A 15248-nucleotide genomic window follows, 5' to 3' on the forward strand; every position below is an offset into this window, starting at 1 on the left:
GGCGATGGCTGACCTCGGTGCATAAAACCTCCTCAGCGTGCTGGTGAAGGACTCGCAGCGGCATTCGACGTTGGTTCGAGTTGCTTAAATATATAAAAAAATTGCCGCTTTTGGTATATGCTTGACCTCAAGGCCAATCCCCTCATCTCATCCTGATAGCTCAACTGTAGAGGAGCTCCCATGCCCACGAGTCCGCTGGAGGCTACAACGCGTCATGTTCTGGCGATCGACATCGGCGGCACGAAACTCGCTGCCGGAATCGTCAGTGACACCGGAGCCTTGATCGACACCGACCGTACGCCCACCCACGCCGACGAAGGACCGGAAAAGGTGGTGGAGCGCATCCTCGACCTGAGCCGGTCCCTGCTGCGCCGTAACGTCGTCCCGGTGGCGCGCGTCGGCGTCGGCTGCGGCGGGCCACTCGACACCACCCTGGGCGTCATCCAGAATCCTCCCAACCTGCCCGGCTGGATCGACTTTCCGCTGGTGCGCCACCTTCACGACGCCCTGAAACTGCCGGTGGTGCTCGACAACGACGCGAACGCCGCCGCACTCGCCGAGTACCACTTCGGCGCCGGGCGCGGCACCCGCCACATGGTGTACCTCACCCTCTCCACCGGCATCGGCAGCGGCCTGATTCTCAACGGAGAGCTGTACCGCGGCAAGCACGGTAACGCCGGGGAACTTGGGCACCTGCAGGTGAAGTACGACGGCGAGACGTGCAACTGCGGCGGGCGCGGCTGCCTGGAACACTACGCTTCGGGGACCAACATCGCCCGCCGGGCCCGCGAACTCGCCGCGCGCCACCCGGAGTCGCTGCTCGCGCGTTCTGCTGCCTCACTGCACGACATCACCGCCCAGAGTGTCCTGATGGCCCTGCAGGCGGGTGACGCCGTCGCGTGGGACCTGTGGAATGACACCCTCGATCTGCTCGCCGCCGGAGTGGCCAGCATCGTACACACCTTCGACCCCGAGCGCATCGTGATCGGGGGTGGGGTCAGCAACTTCGGGCCGCTGCTGTTCGACGGACTGCGCGAGCGCGTGCAGCAGCGCAGCATGCCCGCTCTCATGGGCGGCGTCGAGATCCGCCCCGCTGAGTTTGCCGACAACGTCGGCGTCTTCGGCGCGGCCGCCATCGCGCTGCACGAACCACAGGAAGTCCTCGCATGACCGCCGGTCACAACCTCAAGACGTACATCGACGGTCACCGCCGAGCCCTCGAACAGCTGATCACCCTCGAACCTGAAATCAGCGCCGCCGCGCGGGCCTGTATCGAAGCGCTCAGAGGCGGCGGAAAGCTCTTGACCTGCGGCAACGGCGGCAGCGCCGCCGACGCTCAGCACTTTGCCGCCGAGCTGACCGGCCGCTACCGCCGTGAACGGCGCCCCCTGCCGGCCCTGGCGCTCACGACCGATTCCAGCGCCCTCACCTGCATCGGCAACGACTATGCCTTCGAGGACGTGTTCGCCCGGCAGGTCCGAGCGCTCGTTCAGCAGGGTGACGTCTTGATCGGCATCACCACCAGCGGCAACAGCGCCAACGTCGTCCGGGCACTGCAAGCCGGGCGTGAACAAGGGGCCATCACCATCGCCCTGACCGGCGAGGGCGGTGGACAGGCCGCCAACCACGCCGACATCACCCTGAGGGCGCCCAGCGACCGCACCGCCCACATCCAGGAGATGCACATCCTGATGATTCACGTGCTGTGCGAAACCATCGACGACACCTTCGTGGAGGCCACACCCGCATGACAACGAGCAAAGACGCGGTATTTCACATGATCGGCAACGCCCACATCGACCCGGTATGGCTCTGGAACTGGCAGGAAGGCTATCAGGAAATCAAAGCGACCTACCGCTCCGCCCTCGACCGCCTGCAGGAGCATCCGGACTTCATCTTCACCTGCTCGTCGGCTGCGCACCTCGCCTGGATCGAGGCAAATGAGCCCGAGATGTTCGAGGAAATCCGCGCGCGCGTACAGGAAGGACGCTGGGCCCTGGTGGGCGGCTGGTGGGTGCAGCCCGACTGCAATTTGCCGAGCGGTGAAAGCTTCGTGCGGCAGGGCCTGTACGGACAGCGCTTCTTTCAGTCGCGCTTTGGTCGCGTCGCCGACACCGGCTACAACCCGGACTCCTTCGGGCATGCCGGGACGCTGCCGCAGATCCTGCTGAAAAGCGGCCTGACGCGCTACACCTTCATGCGGCCCGGACCCCACGAGCAGGCGCTGCCGAGCCGCCTCTTCTGGTGGCAGGGACCGGACGGCTCGCGTGTGCTGACCTTCCGCATTCCCTACGAGTACTGCACCTGGGGCAAAGACCTCGAACCCCATGTCCGCAAATGCACCACCGAGCTGAGCGGGCAGCTGGGCGAACTGATGTGCTTTTACGGCGTCGGCAACCACGGCGGCGGGCCCACCAACGAGAACCTCGCCTCGATCACCCGGCTGAATGGCACCGCAGAACTGCCAGAGCTGCGCCTGAGCGACCCCAGCCGGTACTTCGACGCCGTGCAGCATGCGCAGGTGCCCGAGTGGAGCGGTGAGCTGCAGATTCACGCGGTCGGCTGTTACGCGGTGCATTCCGGCGTAAAACGCTGGAACCGCGCTGCCGAACTCGCGCTGGTGCGGGCCGAGAAGTTCGCGAGCCTCGCCACCGCCCTGACGGGCCTCCCCTACCCCCGGGCGGATCTCGAGCGAGCCTGGAAACGGGTGCTGTTCAACCAGTTTCATGACATCCTGGCCGGCACCTCGATCGAGAGCGCCTATGAAGACGCACGCAATGAGTACGGCGAAGCGCTCGCCACCGCGCAACACGTCACGAACGCCGCCATCCAGCGTCTCAGCTGGCGCGTCACGGTGCCTCCCGTGGAAGGCAGCAGACCTTACGTGGTCTTCAATCCGCACCCGTGGCCCGTGCGGATTCCCATCGAACACGAAACGGGCGGGGTCCCGAACGAGTTCGCCGTCAGAGACGAGCGGGGCGAAGAAGTGCCCGCTCAGCGCGTGCGCTCGGAAGCCACCGTCACCGGCTGGCGCAAGCGCCTCAGCTGGCTGGTGGAACTTCCGCCCTTCGGGCACCGCAGGTACACCATCGTGGCGCAGGCCCCACAGGACTTCGCGCCGTGCGAAGCGAGCGCCACACACCTGGAAAATGGCCTGTTCCGGCTGGACATCGACGAGCAGACGGGCGGCCTCGCCCGTCTGCTCGACAAACGCAGCGGCTCGGATGTCTTTCAGGACACTGCCGCCGTGGGCCACGTGATCCGCGACGACAGCGACACCTGGAGTCACGGCGTCTTCGGTTATCACGACCTGGTCGGCCGTTTCGCCGACGCCACCTCGGTCCTGCTCGACCACGGCCCGGTGAAGAGCACCATCCGCACCATCAGCCGCTACGCCAGCAGCACCCTCACGCAGGAGTTCTCGCTGTTCGCCGATCTGCCGTACGTGGAGGTCCGCGTGCGGATGGACTGGCACGAACGTCACCGGGTGCTGAAGCTGCACTTCCCGACCCACCTGCACTTTCCACAAGCCACCTACGAAGCCCCGTACGGTGTCACGACCCGCCCGACCGACGGAGACGAGGAACCCGGGCAGCGCTGGGCGGACCTCAGCGGCGTCTACCGTCCGACCGGCGTGATCCGCGGTCTGAGCCTCATCAACGACGCCAAGTACAGTTACCACGCCCTCGGCTCGACACTTGGCCTGACCGTGCTGCGCTCGCCGATCATCGCGCACCACGATCCTTACGTGCCCAGCGAAGACGGCGATTACCGCTTCATGGACCAGGGCGAACAGAGCTTCACCTACTGGATCGTTCCGCACGAAGGCACCTGGCGCGAGGCGGGCATTCCCCGTGCAGCGGCCACCCTCACCGAGCACCCCGTGGTGATTCCCGAGACGTATCACGAGGGCCCGCTGCCCGCTGCAGCGTCGTGGCTGAGCGTCGAACCGGCCAACGTGCAGGTGACGGTTGTCAAGCGCGCCGAAGAGGATCACGGTTACGTGCTGCGCCTGGTGGAAACGCACGGCCTGACCGCACGGGCACAGCTGTCGCTCCCATTCCTGAAACGGGAAACCAGCTTCAGCATGGGAGCTTATGAAATTCTAACCTTGCTGGTGCCCGATGACGGAGGCGAAATTGTCACCCTGAACCTGACCGAACTGGAGACGCTGAAGCCCGCCTGAGCGCCGTACGGAATGGAGTTCTGTGAGGGCGAGTCGCGTGTGGCGCTCCTCGAAGGCGTTCCTGCAGGCCATGCAGGAACGCAATTACCGCCTGGGCGTCGTCAACGGCTGGTTTGGCGCGGTGGGCGACACCTGCCTCAATGCCGGCATCGTCCTGGTGCCTTTCGCGAGTCAGCTGGGGGCTCCATACGTCGTCGTGGGGCTCATTCCCGCACTGATGGGGTTCGGCTACACTCTCCCGCAGCTGTTCGTCGCCGGCAAAGTGCGCACGCGGGCTTACAAGCTGCCGATCTACACAGGCAGCGCCTGGGTACGCACCACGGCATACCTGCTGCTCATTGCCTCGAGCGTGCTGTTCGCCGACCGGCCTCAGCTGCTTCTGGGCGCCCTCCTCGTCACGCTGGGCCTGAGCGCCTTCGCGAACGGGGTGGCCGGCTTGCCGTTTCTCACGGTGGTCGCCAAAGTCGTCCCGGCCGAGCGCCGACCGGCGTTTTTTGGCGTGCGCCAGCTCTACGGCGGCCTGCTGGCCCTGCTGACCGGGCTGTTCGTACGGGACATGCTCGCGTCGAACGTACGCTTTCCTTACAACTACACGATCATCCTCTCGGTCGGCGCGGTCGCCTTCAGCGTGGCGTACGCGCTGTTCACCCGCATTCACGAACCGCCCGATGAAGAAACACCCGAGGGCCCATCGGGCGTGCGCGCAGAACTGCGGGCGCTGCCGGGCACACTGCGCAATCCGACGATGCGGCGCTTCCTGGTACCACGAGCGCTGCTGGCCTTCGCGGGCGTCGCCGATCCTTTCTACGCGGTGTACGCTATCGGCGTCCTGGGATTACCACCCAGCATGCTGGGTGTATTCCTGATGGTCACCACGGTCGTGTCGCCCTTCAGCAACCTCGTATGGACCCGCGTTGCGCAGACGTACGGTTCACGCCGGGTGATCCGGCTCGCCACTTTCATCGCCTTGCTTCCACCGGTGCTGGCCCTCTCCTTGCCCGCCGGCGCAGGCACCTGGTTCGCCTTGGTGTTCGCCGCGAGCGCCCTGGCAGGTCCGGGCATCAACATCGGCTACACCAATTACCTGCTCAATTTTGCACCGGCACACGACCGGCCCCGGTATATCGGGGTGGTCAACACCACGCTCGGGCTGCTCTCTTTCATGCCGATCCTGGGGGGAGGCGTCGCTGACCAGGTGGGCTTCCCGGTGGTATTTTCGCTGGCGCTCACGGCGTTGGGGCTGTCGTGGTTTTTCGTGCACAAGCTCAGCCGCACGGACTGACGCCCGGACCGCGACGGCGCGGGCTTCGCCGGCCGGTCAACCACCGCGAGAACTCCAGCTGTGAGTGCCGGTTCGTGTGGCGCTGCCCTACCGGTGGGCAGCGCCACGTCCGGCGAGGTCGAGGAAAGTTTCACTCCAGTCGCGGGCGAAGCGTTCGATTCCGAAGCGCTCGCAGGCCGTGCGGCGCCCCCCCGCACCGAGCTCGCGGGCAAGGCCTGGGTTACGAAGCAGGTGCGAGGCGTACCCGATGACTTTGCGAAGGTCAGTCCCGACAAAACCGTTCGTGCTGTTTCGGATGGTGCTGACCATTTCGGTTATGGCGAGCCCGACGACCGGCATGCCGATCATCATGGCTTCGCAGATGGCCACGCCCAGGCTGGTGTAACGAATGGGGTTGAATAAAAAGCGGTCGCGGCCCTGCATCAGGTGCAGCTCTTCCAGGCCCAGCGACCAGCCGCCGTAGCGTTCGGCGTCCATGCCGGCCAGGTCAAGGGGCAACTCCCGGCGGGTCCGCTCGAAGACGTCAGCCCCCAGGCGTCTTCCGCGCTGATGGATGTTGTTGATCACCACCAGGCCTCGCTCGAGTTCGCCGGTGTCGTGTGCCTCATGGGGTACGGTCACGCCGTGCTCGATCACCCGGGTGGGTGTGCGGCCAGAATCCCACATGAGGTCGTTGAAGTGCGTGACGTGCACCAACAGCATGGTGGCATCATCGACCGGGTGCTGCGTGTCGGTGGGTGATTCGCGTGGCGGGTCGTGCTCGAGGTAGATGCGCGGTATGGAGCGCTGCGCCTCGCTGAGAATCCGATGCTGGTCGGCTTCGTACGGTCGGCGCGCCTGAAAGAGGATGACGTCAAACGTTGTGCACCCTACCTCTTCCAGGGGAATGTCGTGCACATTGTCATCCAACCAGAAGTTGGTGCCGCGCCCGCCGCTCCCACCGGATTCGTCCTCGCTCACCGGCAGATAGCAGTCATCAGGTGCGTGCGACACGTAGTACATGCAGCTGCCGTGAACCGGCCAGGTCAGGATTCGAAGTCGCCGCATAGAGTCTCCTTCGATCGCGTCAACGCGCAGCCTACCGGCACAGCGGCCTGAGGCGCAAACTGGGTGTCTTTTGCTTGTGGCTGCCGGGCCTTCAGGCGATGTGGCCGGCGAGCGGGATGTGCCACTGAGGCTGATCGATTCCCTGGTGGACTCACGTGGCTCGCCTGAGCCGTCTTGGTTGACGTTCGGTGCACGCGGCCTGTGAGCGCGCGTGGCAGTCGGGCAACGCCTGCGGATGTAGCCCGGCTCTCATTCTCAGGGGTTGACGGAGCATGAATTTCTTAATAAAATAAAGAAAATAAAACGCAATAAATCGCTTGAGTGCGATCCAGGAGGAAGTATGAAACGAAAGGTCCTCATTGTCACCGGCATGCTGCTTGGCCTGAACGCGCTCAGCGCTCCTGCGGCTGCCCAGCAGAAGGTCAATCTCAAGTTCTCCGCTCACTGGCTCAGTGAGCAGCGGCGACCCACCATCAACAGCATCGTCGAGACCTGGAACAAACGAAACCCCAACATTCAGGTTGAGTACATCGGCGTGCCGTTCGATCAGATCATCACCAAAACCGTCGCCGGTGTGGCCGCAGGCAACGCACCCGACGTCGTCGTCATCGATATCCGCACGGCCAAGCAACGCGCCGCAAAAAACCAGAACGTCAACATGAGCGCCCTGGGTGCCGACCAGCTCAAGAGCGGCTTCTTCCCCAACCTCTGGGAAACCGGCACCTACAACGGCAAACAGTACGCCCTGCCCTTCGTGACCGACACCCGCCTGCTGTTCTACAGCAAAGCCGCCTTCAAGGAAGTCGGTCTCGATCCGAACAAGCCCCCCAAGACCTGGGCCGAGCTCTGGAGCTACGCCGAGAAACTTGACAAGAAAGACGGCAACCGCTTCAGCCGCATGGGCTTCCACCCGATGTTCGGTGACTTTGGATACGAAGGCTGGGTGACCAACACCGGTGGGTCGCTGTGGGACAAGAACTACGAAAATCCCCGCGTGAACAGCCCTGACGCCGTCAAGGCCCTCGACTGGATCAAGAAGTGGACCGACAAGTACGGCGCGAACAACGTCGCCAGCTTCCGGGCGTCCTTCGGTGGCGGCGCGCAGGACGAGTTCATGTCCGGCAAAGTGCCCATGGTCGTCAAGAACGGTAACTACCTCACGACCCTCAAACGCAATGCCCCGGACCTCCAGTACGGCTTTGTTCCCGTACCCACCGAAGACGGCAAGCAACACGAATCGACGTCCTGGGGCGGCGGCTTCAACATCGAAATTCCCGCCGGCACCAAGCACCCCAAAGAAGCCTTCGCCTTCGCGAAGTACCTCGCCACAGAAGGCGCCAAAGTCTGGGCAGCCGAACAAAACGACCTGCCTGGGTACCAGGTCGCCCGTCTGGCCAACAAAAACCCGGAGTTCCTGAAGCAGGCCAACAACCTGAAACACACCTTCATCAGCGTCTCGCCCGTCTTTGCTCCGAACTACGACCGGGCTGTCGCCAAGGCCGTCGACGACGTGCTGCTGCGTGGCCAGGCCGTCAAACCGGCCCTCGACGAAGCGCAGGCCGCGGTGGAGAAACTGGTCGCCGACGGCAAACGCGACGCGACCCGCTAAACGAATCACGCTCCAGTCAAGCGAACAGAGAAGCGGTGGTGGGTTGCGGCCCACCGCCGCTTCTCTGTTTTGGTGGCCAACATGACCGCGATGCCCCGAAATGTCATCCTGATTCAAATCGATTCACTCAACCGGCACTTTCTGAGAACGTACGGCAACTCCTGGGTGAATACCCCCAACCTTGACGCCTTCGCCGAACGGGCCATCGTGTTCGAGCAGCATTTCACCGGTTCCCTTCCCTGCATGCCCGCCCGCCGGGAAATCTGGGCCGGGACTGAGGAATTCTGGTGGCGCCCCTGGGGACCGCTGGAACCCTGGGACGAACCCATCGCCTATCACGCCAACCGCGCCGGGATCATCACGCAGCTGATCACCGATCACTACCACTTTTTCGAGTGGGGCGCGCACAGCTACCATCATGACTTCGCCGGGTACGAATTCATTCGCGGTCACGAGCACGACAACCGCGTCACCGCGCCGCTGCTACAGGTGCCCCCCTGGGCCAGGCGGATGGTGAGCGAACACGGCGAGTCCGCACGAATCTACCTGCGCAACGTCGCGGCCTTCAAGCGGGAGGAGGACTACTTCGCGCCGAAGGTAATGCGCGCCGCCGCCGAATGGATCGAGCGCAACCACACCCATGAGCGTTTTTTCCTGCACATCGACAGCTTCGACGTCCACGAACCTTTTCACGTTCCCGAACCCTACCTGCATCAGTACACCGATGAAGACCCGGATGAATTCAATCCCTGGCCCCGCTACGGCCGCAGCGACGAAGGCGACCTCGCGCTCACTCAGCGCGAACTGCAATGGGTGCGCGCCCAGTTCGCCGGCAAGCTCAGCATGGTCGACACCTGGCTCGGGCGCGTCTTCGACACCCTCACGAAACACGACCTGTGGCAGGGCACGACGGTCATCATCACCACCGACCACGGGCATTATCTCGGCGAGCACGGCCGCATCGGCAAACCCGCCAGTCCTCTGTGGAACACCCTCACCCACATTCCGTTGCTGGTGTGGCATCCCGGCCAGGCCGCGCGGCGTGTCCAGGCCATCACACAAACCGTGGACCTGCATGCCACGGTGCTCAACCTGCTGGGCCTGCCGTCAGCAGCCACACACTCGTGCAGCTTTCTACCCGTGCTGCTGGGCAACACCAACACGCACCGTGAGCTGGCCGTTTACGGGTACGCGAGTGCTCGCGTCGGCGTGACCGACGGTCAGTGGACGCTGCTGCGCGACCACGACCCACAGTGCGGCCCCGCGCACTGGTACTCACTGCAGGTCGGACAGCTCGACACCCGCAGTTACCCCGCCCGCTACGAACGACCCACATCGTATCCCGAACTCACCCCAGGGCATTTTATCCCGGGCGTCGCGACGCCCCACTGGCGGATGCCCGCCCGTTCCGGCGAGATCCGAAACCTGCACGCGCCCCGGGCGGACCTGCTGTACCGGGCCAGTGACCTGGAGCAGCAGCATGACCTGAGCGACACCCACCCTGCACAGCTTCGCTCGCTCGAAGAGCGCCTGCGGACGCATATGAACGCGCTCGGTGTGCCCGAAGAACAGTTTGCACGGCTCCGCTTGTGAGGGGTGCTGCCTTTGGCAGCACCCCTGAGCGATCGGATGGACTACTCTCCTGCAAGACGCCCCTCGACCTTGATCGGGGCCGAGGGGCCAGAAAGGCTTCGTGACCCGACCGAACATCCTGCTGATCACTTCCGATCAACAACGCTACGACGCCGTCGGTGCTCACGGCAGCCCTTTCCTCACCACCCCGCACCTCGACTCGCTCGCCCACGAAGGCGTGACGTTTCAACGTACGTACTGCCCCAACGCCGTCTGTACTCCTTCGCGGCTGTCGTTGATGACCGGAACGTTCCTTTCCCGGCACGGCGGCTACAACATCGGCTGCACGGCAATCGACAAAACACGGTTTCTGAGCGTCATGCTGCGCGCCGCCGGGTACCGCACGCACCATATTGGCAAAGCCCACTGGCACCCCTGGAACGACAGCAGCCCGGAAAAAGCGCCCGTCGACGAGCACGGCACACCGTGGCGAGACTTCGTGGGCTTTGACACAGCCGAACTGACCACCGGGCACGTGACCTGGGGCGTCACAGGACATTACGCCCGCTGGCTTGAACGACGAGGCATTCCACGCCGTGAACTCAACCAGATCACGCCCCTGTTCGCGCAGGATCCCAACGAAACCGGCACTTGGGGAATGCCGAGTGCAAACCACAGTAGCGCCTGGATCGCCGAACGCACCACCGATTTTCTGGAGCGTCACGACCACAGGCAACCATTCTTCCTGAACCTTGGCTTTCAGGATCCTCACCACCCGCACGCCGTACCGTTTGACTTCGAAGCAAGGGTCGACCAGGATCAGCTGCCAGGCACCATCTCCAGCGAGACGGACACGGACGTACCAGAGCCGGTACAGCTGCTGCGCTCGGGCCACATCAACAGCAGCCGTTACCGCGGGCCCTTCGAGATTGCCGGGAATAGCGGTACCCACGACTGGCAGGCGTACTTCTCCGATCCGGCGCGCGAGCGCGCCACGCGGGCGCATTACTACTCGCTCGTCAACCTGATCGATCAGCAACTCGGGATCATCCTGAACGCCTTAAAGGCCTTGGAATACGAGCGTGACACCATCGTGGTCTTCACCTCCGATCACGGGGACATGCTGGGAGACCATGACATCGGCCAGAAAGGACCCCTGGCGTACGAAAGCGTCCTGCGCGTTCCCCTGCTCCTGCGCTACCCCGGCCACGTCGAGTTGCGTGCCCTTGAGCATCCGGTGTCGCTGGTCGATGTGTATCCGACACTGCTGGGGTATGCGGGTGTGCCATGCCCACGTGTCGACGGCATCGACCTACGGTCTTATCTGCACGGCGGCCCTGCGCCTTCCCGCCCAGGCGTACGCGTCGAATACAAGGAAGAACCCGACCGCTTGCGGTATAAGGCCTGGATCACCACGCATTACAAGCTGGTGGTCTACCCTGGTGAGTCCTTTGGCGAACTGTACGACCTGAACCGTGATCCGCACGAGCACAGCAACCGCTTCCACGATCCGGACTTCTCGGCGATCAAGGCCCAGCTGCTGACCCAACTGCTCGAGGATCTCGAACGCTCCGAACCGGCCAGCGAACGGCCAAGCCGGGTGTAAGTTGCTGAAGCTGAAGAGAAACGATGGCTCGGAGCCCGGAGCGATCATCCCCAACTCCTGATGCTCAGTCCGCCATGGTTTCACGCCCTCCACATTCACCGGCGCGACACCGACTCGTGCCCCGCTTGCCGACGTCACACGCGGCCCAACCCTGGGAGCATGGCGGGCAGCGCCATCGCGAGCCCAGGATCAACCCCGGGCATGCTGAGCAGGCGTGCCCGGCATGTTCGTCGTCAGTGACCTTCCGCACCCGAGTTCACGTGTCGGGTGATCATCGTCCAGCGCCTGTCATTCCTGACGCAGGGTTTACATGACGCTCTCGGTATTGCCCAGGAAGTGCTGGGCTTGTATTGCGAGGTCCGGACGGTCCGTGGTGATCTGCCGGACGGGCTGACTCCACCAGTACTGAATTTCCGCTTCTTCATTCGGTACCCAGACGCCAAGGTGACACTCGGAAATTGTGTCTTCAATCGTTGATCGTCAGGGACGTCCTCTGTCGGGTGGATCCCCGATTTGCGTAATTCCCGGAATTCACGCACGAGCCGCTGAACTTCACGAACAGGCAGGAACTTGAGGTTGAAGATAATGCCTGGAACGAAGTTGTCGGCTTCACCGTCGTTCACTTCGTAGATTGCGCGAACATCAGCAGGCAAGGGAGCGCCGATCAGTTCTTCAAGCTGAATCAGGTCGTGCTGGGCAGCGGGGCCGTTCAGGCGCGGGTGTGTTCCTGGGATGAGGCGTTCGACGGCTTCAAGAAGCAGATGCAAGTGCTGCACGTTCGTCATGACCTCTTCAGAGTGGTGCCGCACTGGGTGAAATGGCAAGCAGCCGGGAAGAGCAGGTTCTCAGCCCTGCAAAGCCCCGATCGATCCTCTCAGTCGGCCCGGCCAGGTCCAGTGGCCCGCCGCTTGACCTGCTCGCGCGGTTCAGTCCGAGTTGGAAATTGTTCTTTCATGCTGCGGAGAAGACTTTGCGTCCCCTGATCATGGTCCAGATGACGCTGAAGTTGCGATCGAGCAGCACCAGATCGGCGTCCGCTCCAACAGCGATCCTGCCCTTGTTCGGCAGTCCGAGCAGCGTAGCAGGCGTGGTGGCGGCCATGGTGACGGCGTCGGTGAGCGAGATACCCAGCTCGACCGTGTTGCGCAGGGCCTCGTTCATGGTGACGGTGCTCGACGCCAGGGTCCCGTCGGTCAGGCGCGCGACGCCAGCCTCTACTGTGACGGTATGACCGCCGAATTGGTATACCCCGTCGCCAAGCCCCATTGCCTGGAGCGCGTCAGTGATCAGCACCATGCCCTGAGGGCCTTTCAGTTTGTGCATCAGCCGCACGATGGCCGGGTGCAGGTGCACGTGATCCACGATCGCCTGCACGCTGACCTGCGGCTGCTCGAACGCCGCGACGATCAGGCCGGGGTCGCGGTGGTGGATGGGGCGCATCCCGTTGAAGCAGTGGGTGATGTGCGTCGCACCATGCCGGAAGGCTGCGAGTGCTTCCTCGTACGTCGCGTCCGAGTGAGCGACCGCGACGATCACACCTCGCTCGCGCAGAAAGCGGGTCAGCTCCAGCCCGCCCGGCAGCTCTGGTGCCAGCGTAACCATCTTCAGCAACGGGCCCGCCCGTTCGAGGATCAGCTGCATCTCCTGCAGATCAGGATGCCGCAGGGACGCTTCGTTCTGCATGCCCTTGCGTTTGGCGTTCAGGTACGGTCCTTCGGCGTGAATTCCAGCGATGAGCGCTCCGGGCTCGACACCGATGGTTTCCCGCACGCGGTCGATCAGGTGCAGCAACGGTTCGAGGGCCGAGCTGACGGACGTGACCAGAAAGGAAGTGCATCCGGTCGCGGCGCACGCGCGTGAAACCTGTTCGATGCTTTCGCGGGTGCCGTCCATCATGTCGTGCCCGCTGGCGCCATGTATGTGGACGTCGATCATGCCAGGAATCAGCAGGTGACGTTCGCCGTCGAGCACGTGCATCCGTTCAGTTGCGGGTGCGCGTCCCTCTTGCAGCTGAGCGACGCGACCTTCCCTCAGCTGCAGGGAGGCGTCTTCGAGCAGGCCTGCTTCCGTCACGACACGGACATTTTCAATCCAGAACGCGTCCACGAGTTCCTCCTGTGTTTCGCTTATGGTCCTCATGGCAGGGAAAGGTGATGAGGTCGTGCGGACCAGCCTTGGCCAGGTTGGTTGCCAGGGCCCATCCTTGCGACGCGGGCGTCTTCAGAACGGCATGTGGAGCGGCTGTCCGCCAGTAAATTAAGAGTACTCTATTATTTAATAGCTTAAAATAATAGAGCAATTCGCGGATCTGCTGTTTTCCGAAGCTCACGATCCGCGCCGTCAATACAGACACGTCTCACCTCGCGCTTCTCTCTGCCGGAAAGGAAAACATGATCAGACCGAACATCCTGCTCATCGTGGTCGATCAGATGGCGCACGACGTGATCGCGCGGCTCGGTCACCCAGCTGTGCTCACTCCACACCTCAACGCGCTCGTCACCCGCGGAGTCACCTTCACCAGCGCCCATTGCAACTCACCCATCTGCGTATCGTCACGGACCGCGCTGATGACCGGCCTGCTCGTCCGGGACAACGGCGCCTTTGACAACGGCTCGGAGTTCCCGGCGAGCATTCCGACCTTCGCCCATCACCTCAACCGCGCGGGGTACACCACCATCCTGTCGGGCAAGATGCACTTTGTCGGCCCGGACCAGCTGCACGGCTTTCAGGAAAGGCTCACGGCGGACATCTCGCCTTGCGGCTTCGAACTGACGCCCGACTGGACTCAGGGGCCTGTGGCGAACGAAGGAACCAGTGTCAACCGCCTGCGCTACCCACCAGTTCGGCCCTGGAGTCTGCAGCTCTCCTACGATGACGAGGTCCTGCACAGCGCGCTCGTACGCCTGCGCCAGCTGCGCGAGGAAACACCGCCATTTTTCATGTGCGTGTCGTTCAGCCATCCACACGACCCCTTTCTGGTGCCCCAGTCCTACTGGGACGCTTACGCGCAGCGTGACATCCCGCTGCCGAGCACACCTGCTGAGGACCCGGGGTCACTGCATCCCTACAGCCAGTGGATTCAGAAACACCACGAAATCGACCGCTTTCCCCTCTCCCCCGCAGAGACCCTTCAGGCCCGGCGAGCCTATTACGCGGCGGTCACCTACGTCGATGAACTCGTGGGGCAGCTGCTCGCCGAACTGTCCCGCCTGGACCTCGATGACACCATGGTCATCTTTACCAGCGATCACGGTGAAATGCTCGGTGAGCACGGCATGTGGTTCAAGCGCACCTTCTACGACGGCGCCGTGAAGGTTCCACTGATCATCTCGCACCCCAGCGTGCGCCAGAATGTCATCCGTCCCGAAGCCGTGTCACTGGTGGACCTCACGGCGACCCTGCTCGAATACGGCGATGTTCCCGACGCTCACGCGCACATCGAGCGCCTGGCCGGAAACAGCCTGCGGCCCCTGCTGGAAACGGCGGACGGAGCCTGGAGTCAGCGCGTGATTTCGGAGTACTACTCGGAAGGCACAGTCGAACCGATGCTGCTGCTGCGCACCGAACGCTACAAGTTCGTGTACGTGCACCAGTATCCTCCCCTGCTGTTCGATCTTCAACACGACCCGCTCGAGCTGCACGACGTCGCTTTTCAGGAGCAGTACCAGCCCGTGGTCACGGCACTGCAAGACGAGCTGCTGGCCGGACTTGACGTGAACGCCTTGCGTGAGCGCATTCTGCGCAGTCAGCAGGAACGGCTGCTGATCGTAGCGGCCACGCGAGCCCCGAATGCCTGGAAGTACCAGTCAGTTCGTGACGCCTCGCGGCTGTACCCCCGCGCCATGTCCTGAGCGGCTTGTGTTTGGTGCTTCGGCGCTGCGATTCCGGGTGAACTGCCCTTCGGCGAAGGCAGATACCCGGGGCCAGAGTACCCTTCGGCAAAGAC

The 15248-nt window shown here is 63.4% G+C and carries 11 protein-coding genes; 8 read left to right on the top strand and 3 right to left on the bottom strand.

The annotated features are described in order from the left end of the window. Positions 1 to 180: 180 nt before the first annotated feature. The 4 genes from DEIPE_RS00230 to DEIPE_RS00245 are packed head-to-tail and all read left to right on the top strand — an operon-like array spanning position 181 to position 5468. Positions 181 to 1170, top strand: a complete 990-nt coding sequence (locus tag DEIPE_RS00230; RefSeq protein WP_015233966.1) for an ROK family protein — start codon at positions 181 to 183, stop codon at positions 1168 to 1170. Then, the gene (gmhA, locus tag DEIPE_RS00235; protein ID WP_015233967.1) at positions 1167 to 1751 is read left to right on the top strand and encodes a D-sedoheptulose 7-phosphate isomerase; all 585 of its coding nucleotides are present in this window, start codon (positions 1167 to 1169) and stop codon (positions 1749 to 1751) included. Before DEIPE_RS00230 ends, gmhA begins: the two co-directional genes overlap by 4 nt. Continuing rightward, the gene (locus DEIPE_RS00240) at positions 1748 to 4186 is read left to right on the top strand and encodes an alpha-mannosidase (RefSeq protein ID WP_015233968.1); all 2439 of its coding nucleotides are present in this window, start codon (positions 1748 to 1750) and stop codon (positions 4184 to 4186) included. The genes gmhA and DEIPE_RS00240 overlap by 4 nt, the downstream gene beginning before the upstream one ends. Positions 4187 to 4208: 22 nt before the next feature. Next, positions 4209 to 5468: an MFS transporter gene (locus DEIPE_RS00245; RefSeq protein ID WP_245557568.1), complete on the top strand. Its 1260-nt coding sequence runs from the start codon at positions 4209 to 4211 to the stop codon at positions 5466 to 5468. 87 nt (positions 5469 to 5555) lie between these two features. Here the strand turns inward: DEIPE_RS00245 and DEIPE_RS00250 are convergent, their stop codons facing one another. Then, positions 5556 to 6515, bottom strand: coding sequence for a glycosyltransferase (locus DEIPE_RS00250; protein WP_015233970.1), 960 nt, complete (start codon positions 6513 to 6515; stop codon positions 5556 to 5558). 340 nt (positions 6516 to 6855) lie between these two features. On the opposite strand from DEIPE_RS00250, the gene DEIPE_RS00255 reads away from it, so the two are divergent. The 3 genes from DEIPE_RS00255 to DEIPE_RS00265 all read left to right on the top strand — a co-directional run bounded on the left by DEIPE_RS00255 (position 6856) and on the right by DEIPE_RS00265 (position 11302). Then, the gene (locus tag DEIPE_RS00255) at positions 6856 to 8124 is read left to right on the top strand and encodes an ABC transporter substrate-binding protein (RefSeq protein ID WP_015233971.1); all 1269 of its coding nucleotides are present in this window, start codon (positions 6856 to 6858) and stop codon (positions 8122 to 8124) included. An 81-nt stretch (positions 8125 to 8205) separates the two neighbouring features. After that, entirely contained in the window at positions 8206 to 9717 is a 1512-nt protein-coding gene (locus DEIPE_RS00260) for a sulfatase (protein ID WP_015233972.1), read from the top strand. A 100-nt stretch (positions 9718 to 9817) separates the two neighbouring features. Next, on the top strand, positions 9818 to 11302 hold the full coding sequence (locus DEIPE_RS00265; protein WP_015233973.1) for a sulfatase family protein: 1485 nt from the start codon (positions 9818 to 9820) through the stop codon (positions 11300 to 11302). 233 nt (positions 11303 to 11535) lie between these two features. Here DEIPE_RS00265 and DEIPE_RS23670 read toward each other — a convergent pair whose 3' ends face one another. Next, on the bottom strand, positions 11536 to 12087 hold the full coding sequence (locus tag DEIPE_RS23670; RefSeq protein ID WP_015233974.1) for an SMI1/KNR4 family protein: 552 nt from the start codon (positions 12085 to 12087) through the stop codon (positions 11536 to 11538). Between the two features lie 166 nt (positions 12088 to 12253). Continuing rightward, on the bottom strand, positions 12254 to 13441 hold the full coding sequence (nagA, locus tag DEIPE_RS00270) for an N-acetylglucosamine-6-phosphate deacetylase (protein WP_052326599.1): 1188 nt from the start codon (positions 13439 to 13441) through the stop codon (positions 12254 to 12256). A 251-nt stretch (positions 13442 to 13692) separates the two neighbouring features. On the opposite strand from nagA, the gene betC reads away from it, so the two are divergent. Then, on the top strand, positions 13693 to 15153 hold the full coding sequence (gene betC, locus DEIPE_RS00275) for a choline-sulfatase (protein WP_015233977.1): 1461 nt from the start codon (positions 13693 to 13695) through the stop codon (positions 15151 to 15153). The last annotated feature ends 95 nt before the right edge of the window (positions 15154 to 15248 follow it).

Source organism: Deinococcus peraridilitoris DSM 19664 (assembly GCF_000317835.1).
GTDB classification, from domain to species: domain Bacteria; phylum Deinococcota; class Deinococci; order Deinococcales; family Deinococcaceae; genus Deinococcus_A; species Deinococcus_A peraridilitoris.

What these genes read in the sequence shown, in the direction of transcription:
- DEIPE_RS00255 (WP_015233971.1), top strand. Translation starts at nt 6,856, where the DNA reads ATGAAACGAAAGGTCCTCATTGTCACCGGCATGCTGCTTGGCCTGAAC.
- gmhA (WP_015233967.1), top strand. Translation starts at nt 1,167, where the DNA reads ATGACCGCCGGTCACAACCTCAAGACGTACATCGACGGTCACCGCCGA.
- DEIPE_RS00250 (WP_015233970.1), bottom strand. Translation starts at nt 6,515, where the DNA reads ATGCGGCGACTTCGAATCCTGACCTGGCCGGTTCACGGCAGCTGCATG.
- DEIPE_RS23670 (WP_015233974.1), bottom strand. Translation starts at nt 12,087, where the DNA reads ATGACGAACGTGCAGCACTTGCATCTGCTTCTTGAAGCCGTCGAACGC.
- nagA (WP_052326599.1), bottom strand. Translation starts at nt 13,441, where the DNA reads ATGAGGACCATAAGCGAAACACAGGAGGAACTCGTGGACGCGTTCTGG.
- DEIPE_RS00260 (WP_015233972.1), top strand. Translation starts at nt 8,206, where the DNA reads ATGACCGCGATGCCCCGAAATGTCATCCTGATTCAAATCGATTCACTC.
- betC (WP_015233977.1), top strand. Translation starts at nt 13,693, where the DNA reads ATGATCAGACCGAACATCCTGCTCATCGTGGTCGATCAGATGGCGCAC.
- DEIPE_RS00240 (WP_015233968.1), top strand. Translation starts at nt 1,748, where the DNA reads ATGACAACGAGCAAAGACGCGGTATTTCACATGATCGGCAACGCCCAC.
- DEIPE_RS00230 (WP_015233966.1), top strand. Translation starts at nt 181, where the DNA reads ATGCCCACGAGTCCGCTGGAGGCTACAACGCGTCATGTTCTGGCGATC.